Source organism: Streptomyces adustus, from assembly GCF_009377175.1.
GTDB classification, from domain to species: Bacteria; Actinomycetota; Actinomycetes; order Streptomycetales; family Streptomycetaceae; genus Streptomyces; species Streptomyces adustus.
The window spans coordinates 1-9146 of the sequence record NZ_VJZD01000322.1 but is presented as its reverse complement, the minus strand read 5'-3'; the positions used below and the strand labels follow the sequence as shown (position 1 = coordinate 9146).

The window sequence follows — 9146 nt, the reverse complement described above, 5'->3', positions numbered from 1 at the left end:
GCCCGCCCCTCGGCGCCCCAGGCCTGCCGGGCTTGCCCGCCTGCCCGGCCCTCCGGCGGCCCGCTCCCCGGCCCTGCGGCCCGCCCGGCTTGCCTGCCCGCCCCGCCTGCCCACCGGGCACGCCACGGCGGGGATCTCCTCGGGCCTGCCGGAGTCCTGTCGGGACCCCGTCGGGACCCTTCCGGGCTCCCCGGGCCGACTGGGGACCGCGCCGCGGGCTTGTCGGGATTCGGCCGGGATCCGGCCCGCACCGCGGTCGGAGGTGGCACCGCACCGCGGTCGGCAGTGGCACCGCGCCGCTGCCGGAGGTGGCGCCGGACCGCGATCGGAGCGGGTTCCGCGGGAGGCGCAGACCGTACCGGGGCGAACAACCGGGCGAGGACGTGGCAGTCTTGGGGCATGGCCGCACAGATCAGCCCCAGCATCCTGTCCGCCGACTTCGCCCGCCTCGCGGACGAGGCCCGGGCGGTGGACGGAGCCGACTGGCTCCACGTCGACGTCATGGACAACCACTTCGTCCCGAACCTCACGCTCGGTGTGCCGGTCGTGGAGTCGCTGGCGCGTGCGACGGACACCCCGCTGGACTGCCATCTGATGATCGAGGCCCCCGACCGGTGGGCACCGCAGTACGTCGAGGCGGGCGCCTCCTCCGTCACCTTCCATGTCGAGGCGGCCGCCGCGCCGGTGCGGCTCGCCCGGGAGATCCGCGCCAAGGGCGCCCGCGCCTCGATGGCGCTGAAGCCCGCGACGCCCATCGAACCGTACGAGGACCTGCTGCCCGAGCTCGACATGCTGTTGATCATGACGGTGGAGCCGGGCTTCGGCGGTCAGGCCTTCCTCGACATCATGCTGCCGAAGATCCGTCGCACCCGGGAGCTGATCGCCAAGCACGGGCTGGAGCTCTGGCTCCAGGTCGACGGCGGGGTGTCGGCCGAGACGATCGAGCGGTGCGCGGAGGCGGGCGCCGACGTCTTCGTCGCCGGTTCGGCGGTGTACGGGGCATCCGACCCGGCCGAGGCGGTCCGTGCGCTGCGCAGCCAGGCGGACGAGGCCACGGCCAAGGCGTCATGGGCGTGCAGCCACTGAACGACGGGAACGTGAACGGCGGCCGGCAAGGCTGATCAAGTGCACCGGATCTGCAAGGATGAACGGTGAATCCAGAGTGTGAACAGCAGTGAGGAGATCGCCGTGTCGGGTATGTCGGCGGGCCGGTCAGCCGTGCGGATGGGACCCGCTGAGCTGGTGCAGGCGGCGGCCATGGCCCGCCGCTTCTATCTCGAGGGCAAGTCCAAGATCCAGATCGCGGAGGAGTTCGGCGTAAGCCGCTTCAAGGTGGCCCGGGTCCTGGAGACGGCCCTCGAACGGGATCTCGTACGGATCGAGATCCGTGTGCCGGCCGAACTGGACGCCGAGCGCTCCGACGCGCTCCGTGCCCGGTACGGCCTCAGGCACGCCGTCGTGGTCGAGTCCCCGGCGGAGGCCGAGGAGACCCCCGACCCCGAGAACCTGGGCGAGGTCGCGGCCGACCTGCTCGGCGAACTCGTCAACGAGGGGGATGTGCTCGGACTGGCCTGGGGCCGGTCCACGATCCACATGGCGGCGGCGCTCGACCGGCTGCCGCCGTGCACCGTGGTGCAGCTGACGGGCGTGTACGACGCCGGGACCGCCGAGCGCGGTTCGGTGGAGGCGGTGCGCCGCGCCGCGCAGGTGTCGGGCGGCGACGCCCACCCGATCTACGCCCCGATGCTGCTGCCGGACGCGGCCACCGCGGTCGCGCTGCGCAACCAGACGGGCATCGCCCGTGCCTTCGAGTACTTCGACAAGGTCACGGTCGCCTGCGTCTCCATCGGCTCCTGGGAGCCGGGCATCTCGACCGTGCACGACATGCTCAGCGACGAGGAGCGGGCGCACTACGCCTCGCTCGGCGTCGCCGCCGAGATGTCCGCGCACCTCTTCGACTCCGAGGGCCGTCGGGTCGGCCGTGACCTGGGCGAGCGGTGCATCACCGTGAAGGCGGACCAGCTCCGCCGGATCCCGGAGGTCGTCGCGATCGCGGGCGGGCAGCGAAAGGCGGCCGCCATCGACGCGGTGCTGCGCTCCGGACTCGTCACCAGCCTGGTGACGGACACGTCGGCGGCGGACTACCTGATGACGGCGGGACCGACGCCGCGCTCCGCGCTCAACCGCGCGGACCCCGACGGGCCCTGACGGGACGCGGCGCCGGACGTACGGGGACGGCCGTGACAGCATCGGAGCATGCTGCCACGGCCGTTCTCCGTCCCGGGGTGACGTCCTCGGGTGACTTCGAGAGCCCGCCGTCCGCCGCATTGCCACCGGGCGGGGCGGTGGGTTCTACTACACCGGCGATCACTACAACTCGCTCCGGACGGTGCTGAGATGACCGACGAACCGACGCGCGACCCGTTCGGCGGACACGTCGTCCTGCTGGACCTCGACGGCGTCACGGACAAGGCCGGGCTGATGGACCGCTGCGCCCACGCGCTCGACCTCCCCGAGTGGTTCGGGCGCAACTGGGACGCCCTCGCGGACAGCCTGTCCGACCTCTCCGTCTGGCCCGAGGAGGCCGAGGGCCGGGGACTCGTGATCGTCGTACGCGACTGGCGGGCGTACGCCGAGGCCCGCCCGGGCGAGTGGGGGACCGCTCAGGACGTCTTCGCCCAGGCGGCGGACGCGCAGCCGGAACTCTCCGTGCTGCTCGCCCTTGGAGGTTCCTCCTAGGGCACCTCTGACCAGCCTGGATGTTCTGTCGGGGGACTATCGGTCGCAGGCCGTGGGAGAATGAAGTACGTGCTCATTCCCCCTGGCTGACCTGTCCGGGGGCCGCCTCTGATCGACTGGGATGTGCAGCACGTGCGTTTCCTCAACGACATCCAGCCCCCGTACGACCTGACGTACGACGACGTCTTCATGGTGCCGAGCCGCAGCGCCGTGGGCTCGCGGCAGGGTGTGGACCTCAGCTCCCCGGACGGCACGGGCACCACGATCCCGCTGGTCGTCGCCAACATGACCGCGATCGCCGGCCGTCGCATGGCGGAGACGGTGGCCCGGCGCGGTGGGCTCGTGGTCATCCCGCAGGACATCCCGATCGACGTGGTCACCGATGTCGTCTCCTGGGTCAAGAGCCGCCACCTGGTGCTCGACACCCCGATCGTGCTGGAGGCGCACCAGACCGTCGCCGACGCGCTCGCGCTGCTGCCCAAGCGGGCGCACAACGCGGGTGTCGTCGTGGACGGGGACGGCCGCCCGGTCGGCGTCGTCACCGACGCGGACCTCACCGGCGTGGACCGCTTCACCCAGCTCGGCGAGGTGATGTCCCGCGACCTGCTGCTGCTCGACGCGGACATCGACCCGCGCGAGGCCTTCAACCGCCTCGACGCGGCCAACCGGCGCTACGCCCCGGCCGTCGACGCGGACGGCAAGCTCGCCGGCATCCTCACCCGCAAGGGCGCCCTGCGCGCCACGCTCTACACGCCCGCCACCGACGAGCAGGGCCGGCTGCGCATCGCCGCCGCCGTCGGCATCAACGGCGATGTCGCGGGCAAGGCCAAGCAGCTGCTGGACGCGGGCGTCGACACCCTCGTCATCGATACCGCGCACGGTCACCAGGAGTCGATGATCAGCGCGATCCGCACCGTCCGCGGGCTCGACCCGAACGTGCCGATCGCCGCAGGCAACATCGTCGCCGCCGAGGGCGTGCGGGACCTGATCGAGGCGGGCGCGGACATCATCAAGGTCGGTGTCGGACCCGGCGCCATGTGCACCACCCGGATGATGACCGGCGTCGGCCGGCCGCAGTTCTCCGCCGTGCTGGAGTGCGCCGCCGAGGCGAAGAAGTACGGCAAGCACGTGTGGGCCGACGGCGGTGTCCGCCACCCGCGCGACGTGGCGATGGCTCTCGCGGCCGGCGCGTCCAACGTGATGATCGGCTCCTGGTTCGCGGGCACCTACGAGTCCCCGGGCGACCTCCAGCAGGACGCGAGCGGCCGCCTCTACAAGGAGTCGTTCGGCATGGCGTCCGCGCGCGCCGTGCGCAACCGCACCTCGGACGAGTCGGCGTACGACCGCGCCCGCAAGGCGCTGTTCGAGGAGGGCATCTCCACCTCCCGCATGTTCCTCGACCCGACCCGTCCGGGCGTCGAGGACCTGATCGACTCGGTCATCGCGGGCGTCCGCTCCTCCTGCACCTACGCCGGCGCGGGCTCCCTGGAGGAGTTCGCCGAGAAGGCCGTCGTCGGCATCCAGAGCGCCGCGGGCTACGCCGAGGGCAAGCCGCTGCACGCCAGCTGGAGCTGACCCCCGACTCCGTACGGAGCGGCCCCCGTCCCCCGCACCGGGTGGGCGGGGGCCGTCCGCGTTCCCGGACGCGCCCGGCGGGCGGACCGCGCGGGGCCTCGCGAACGCCCGCCAGGCCGGGGTCCCTGTGGAGTGGCTCCCGGGCCCGGCCGCGGCCCTTTCGCCCCGTCGATCGGGCCCGATCGACGCGATCGAAGGATGCCGTGCAACGAACGCCCGTCCGGCCGCGATCAACGCAACGTTCTTGCCGGGACGCGCAAGGTTGCTGCATTACGGCCGTGACGCCCCGGCTCATAGGGTCGAGCGCTGTACAAGGCGTGGCGGGGACCCCGCTCGGTGGGTTCCCGCTCGTGCGGGAGTGCCGCCGGTCCCTGTCGCCCTCCACCGCAGCGACGAAGGAGTCAGCGCGTGCTCGACCAAGGCGCACCCCCGCACGACCGCACCGAGACCGTCCCCGCGTCCCCGGGTCTCGGCGCGCGCCTGATGCGGCGCAAGCCCGTGGAACGCCTGGTCGCCGAGGGTGGCCAGGGCGAGGGAGGGTCGCTGCGACGGTCCCTCGGCCTGTGGCAGCTCACCATGATCAGCATCGGTGCCACGCTGGGCACCGGCATCTTCGTCGTGCTCGGCGAGGCCGTCCCCAAGGCCGGTCCTGCCGTCACGCTGTCCTTCGTGATCGCCGGTCTCACCGCGCTCTTCTCGGCCCTGTCCTACGCCGAGCTGGCCGGCACCATCCCGGTCGCCGGGTCCTCGTACTCGTACGCGTACGCCACGATGGGCGAACTGATCGCCTGGGTCTGCGGCTGGTGCCTGATCCTCGAGTACGGGGTGTCGGTCGCCGCGGTGGCCGTCGGCTGGGGCGAGTACCTCAACGAACTGCTCGACGGCACCATAGGCGTCACCATCCCGGACGCCCTGTCCGCACCGCCCGGCGACGGCGGGATCTTCAACCTGCCCGCGCTGATCGTGGTCCTGCTCGCCATGGCCTTCCTGCTCGGCGGCGCCCGCGAGTCCGCCCGCGCCAACACGATCATGGTCGCCGTGAAGATAGCCGCGCTGGTGCTGTTCTGCGCCATCGGCGTCCAGGGCTTCCGCTCCGGGAACTACGACCACTTCATGCCGCTGGGCATGGCCGGGGTCAGCGCGGCGGGAGCGACGCTCTTCTTCTCGTACATAGGCTTCGACGCCGCCTCCACCGCCGGCGAGGAAGCGAAGAACGCGCAGCGCGACCTGCCCCGCGCGATCATGCTCTCGCTCGTCATCGTGACGGCGCTCTACGTCCTCGTCGCCGCGGTGGCCGTCGGTGCCAAGCCCTGGCAGCGGTTCAACGACTCGGAGGCCGCGCTCGCCCAGATCATGCGGGACGTGACCGGCCAGAGCTTCTGGGGCACGCTGCTCGCCGCCTGCGCCGTCATCGCGATCGCCAGCGTCGTCCTGACCGTCCTGTACGGCCAGACCCGCATCCTGTTCGCCATGTCCCGGGACGGCCTCGCGCCCAAGGTGTTCGGCCGGGTCCACCCGAAGACCGGCACCCCCCGTGCCAACACGGTCATCGTGTCCCTGTTCTGCGGCGTCCTGGCCGCCGCGATCCCGCTGGGCCAGCTCGCCGACGCGACCAGCATCGGCACGCTCTTCGCCTTCGCCCTGGTCAACGTCGCCGTGGTGGTGCTGCGCCGGACCCGCCCGGAGATGCCGCGCACCTTCCGGGTGCCGCTGTCGCCGCTGATGCCCGCGCTGGGCTTCGGCTTCTGCGTCTGGATGATGGGCAGTCTCGCCACTGTCACCTGGGTGGTCTTCGGAGTCTGGATGGCGGTCGGCCTCGTGTTCTACTTCGTGTACGGCTACCGCCGCTCCCGACTCGCGACCGCAGAGAAGTGATCCACCCGCAGTGCTGAACGATCTCGACGAACGCATCGTGCACGCCCTCGCCGAGGACGCCCGCCGCTCCTACGCGGACATCGGGCAGCTGGTCGGCCTGTCCGCACCGGCGGTGAAGCGGCGTGTGGACCGGCTGCGTGCCACCGGCGCCATCACCGGATTCACCGTACGGGTGGACCCGGCGGCGCTCGGCTGGGAGACCGAGGGGTTCGTCGAGATCTACTGCCGGCGCAACACCTCGCCGGAGACGATCCAGCGCGGCCTGGAGCGCTACCAGGAGGTCGTGGCCGCGTCCACCGTCACCGGGGAGGCGGACGCGGTGGTCCAGGTCTTCGCCTCCGACATGCGCCACTTCGAGCGGGTGCTGGAGCGGATCGCTGGGGAGCCGTTCGTGGAGCGGACGAAGTCCGTGCTGGTGCTGTCCCCGCTGCTGCGCCGTTTCTCCTCGGGCTCGCCTACCTGACAGCGGTCGCGCCGCCGCTGCCACCGCGGCGCCGCAGCACCGCGGCCGGGTGCGCCCCGGCGTGGCCTGGTGTGGACCGGCGTCGTCCGGCGTGGCGCAAAACGGCTGCCCTCGGACCGGTCGGCGACCGTGACCCGCTTTGCCGTACCGTGGCTGAAGTGACCCGGAGTTACCTTTGGTAACCATTGCGGGGCGACCAGGGCATCCCGTAGGTTGAGCGCCGCCCGCTACCCGTCGGTAACAGCGAGTGGCGGCCACTTTGTGCATCGCCGCCCGAACCGCACTGCCGCCCTGGGGAGTCCATGCGCTGGCCCTTCGGCCGTCCCACCACCGTACGCGCGCGCATCGTGGCCCTCGCGCTCGCTCCCGTCCTCGCCCTGATGACGCTGTGGTCCTTCGCCATGGTGTCGGTCACCGGCGAACTGCGCGCCCTGATCCGCCTCCAGGGGGTGTACGAGGACTTCGGCACGCCCGTCGACACGGCGGTCGGGCAGATCCAGATCGAGCGCCGGCTCTCGGCCGCCTACCTGGGCGGCGGCCACCGTACGGCCGCCGCGCTGGACCTGATGACGCAGCAGCGGCGCACCGACCGTGCCGTCGAGGCGATGCGCGAGGCGATCGCGAACGGCGACCGCGGCCGGCTCTCCGACCGGCAGCGCGAGGCCCTGGACTCCATGGTCGCCTCCGTGGGCGGCCTGGAGCGGCTGCGCGAGCGCGTGCTGTCCCGCGGCATCTCCTGGGACGGCGCGGTCACCGCCTACGACACGCTCCTGGAGCCCGGCTTCGACATCCCGTCCGCGCTCACCGCGCTCCAGGCGGGACAGTTGGCGCGCGAGGCGCAGACCGTCGTCGAGCTGGTCCGGGTACGGGAGTTCGTCTCGCGCGAGGACGCGCTGGTCGCCGGGGCGCGGGCCGCGGGCCGGCTGACCGACGGCCAGTACGACATGCTGACGGCGACCATCGAGGACCGTCGGGTCTTCGAGCGGACCTATGTGCCCGACCTGCCGGACGACTCCCGGACGCTGTTCGAGCAGTTCCAGCGCGAGGACCTGCACCGGCAGCTCACGAAGAGCGAGGACGCCCTGCTGCGGGCCGGAGCGGGCGGCGCGGCGCGGGCCGTCGCGGCCGACTCCTGGCGCACCACCACCGACCGGGCCGTCAAGCGCTACATGCAGCTGTGCACCCGCGCCGCGGAGAACTCCGCCGCGCGCGGACGCGGGTTCGCCTACGACGAGTTGACCCGCGCCGCCGTCGTGGCCGTGCTGGGACTCGCCGCCGTGTCCCTGTCGCTGTGGTTCGCGGTGCGCGGCGCGCGGCGCATCTCGCGCCGGCTGGAGCTGCTGCGGGACGCGGCCGACCTGCTGGCCACCCGCCAACTCCCCTCGGTGATGAGCCGGTTGAGCGCCGGTGACGACGTGGACGCGGCAGCCGAGGCGCCACCCCTGTCGGACGGCGAGAACGTCGCCGACGAGATCGGCGACGTCGGCCGGTCCTTCAACTCCGCCCGGCTCGCGGCCGTCGAGGCCGCCGTGCAGCAGGCCACCCTGCGGCGCGGCCTGTTCGCGGTGCTGCTCAACATCGCCCGCCGCAACCAGGCGCTGGTGCACCGGCAGTTGAAGCTCGTCGACACGCTGGAGCGGCGGACGGACGATCCGGACATCCTCCAGGAACTGTTCCGGATCGACCACCTCACCACCCGTATGAGGCGTCACGCGGAGAGCCTGATCATCCTCTCCGGCGCCGCTCCCGGCCGCAGATGGCGCAGCCCGGTCCCGGTCGCCGACGTCGTCTCCGCCGCGGTCAGCGAGATCGAGGACTACACGCGGGTGGTCGTCCCGTCCATGGAGCGGATCGGCATCGCCGCGGACGCCGTGGCCGACGTGGTCCACCTGATCGCCGAACTCCTGGAGAACGCCACGGTGTTCTCCCCACCGCACACCCAGGTCACCCTGCGCACCGGACAGGCCCGCGGCGGCTTCGTCCTGGAGATCGACGACCGCGGCCTCGGCCTCGACCCGGAGCAGGCGGAGCAGGCCCGGCGCACCCTCACCCGACCCGACGAGTTCGATCCGACCCGGCACGACCGCCTCGGCCTGTACGTGGTCAGCCGGCTCGCCGCCCGCCAGGGCATCGAGGTCACGCTGTGCCGGTCCCCGTACGGCGGGACCACGGCGGTGGTACTGCTGCCGCAGGCGCTGCTCGCGACGGTGGGACCGACGGGGTCCGGCGCGGCGGAGTCCGGCCAGGGCGAGCGGGCCGCCGCGGAGTACGGCCACGACGAACGGGCGGCCGCCCTGGAGTCCGGTGCCGGAGCACCGGTCGCCGTCACGGCCCTCGCCGCGCAGGCCGGGACCGGACCCGTGCCGCCGGTACGTCCGCTGCCCACACGCTCCCGGCCCGCGCTGCCCGGTTCCGCCGCGCCCGAACCCGACCTGGGCCCCGGCCCCGGCCCCGAGCTCGGCCCTGGCCTCGGCCACAGCCCCGACCCCGATCC

7 protein-coding genes are annotated in these 9146 nt (G+C 72.7%); all 7 read left to right on the top strand.

Annotation, left to right across the window (positions count from 1 at the left end; genetic code table 11):
• Positions 1-399: 399 nt before the first annotated feature.
• Positions 400-1086, top strand: a complete 687-nt coding sequence (rpe, locus tag FNH09_RS41815; RefSeq protein WP_152895086.1) for a ribulose-phosphate 3-epimerase — start codon at positions 400-402, stop codon at positions 1084-1086.
• 78 nt (positions 1087-1164) lie between these two features.
• The gene (locus tag FNH09_RS41810) at positions 1165-2208 is read left to right on the top strand and encodes a sugar-binding domain-containing protein (RefSeq protein WP_162469898.1); all 1044 of its coding nucleotides are present in this window, start codon (positions 1165-1167) and stop codon (positions 2206-2208) included.
• A gap of 189 nt (positions 2209-2397) precedes the next feature.
• Complete coding sequence (locus FNH09_RS41805) at positions 2398-2739, top strand: barstar family protein (protein WP_152895085.1); 342 nt, start codon at positions 2398-2400, stop codon at positions 2737-2739.
• A 132-nt stretch (positions 2740-2871) separates the two neighbouring features.
• On the top strand, positions 2872-4314 hold the full coding sequence (locus FNH09_RS41800; RefSeq protein ID WP_162469899.1) for a GuaB1 family IMP dehydrogenase-related protein: 1443 nt from the start codon (positions 2872-2874) through the stop codon (positions 4312-4314).
• A gap of 408 nt (positions 4315-4722) precedes the next feature.
• A complete protein-coding gene (locus tag FNH09_RS41795; RefSeq protein ID WP_162469897.1) occupies positions 4723-6189 on the top strand; it encodes an amino acid transporter in 1467 nt (488 codons plus the stop codon).
• 10 nt (positions 6190-6199) lie between these two features.
• Positions 6200-6652, top strand: a complete 453-nt coding sequence (locus FNH09_RS41790; RefSeq protein WP_015661832.1) for an Lrp/AsnC family transcriptional regulator — start codon at positions 6200-6202, stop codon at positions 6650-6652.
• A 302-nt stretch (positions 6653-6954) separates the two neighbouring features.
• A partial coding sequence (locus FNH09_RS41785) for a sensor histidine kinase (protein ID WP_238427418.1) occupies positions 6955-9146 on the top strand: 2192 nt, incomplete at its 3' end.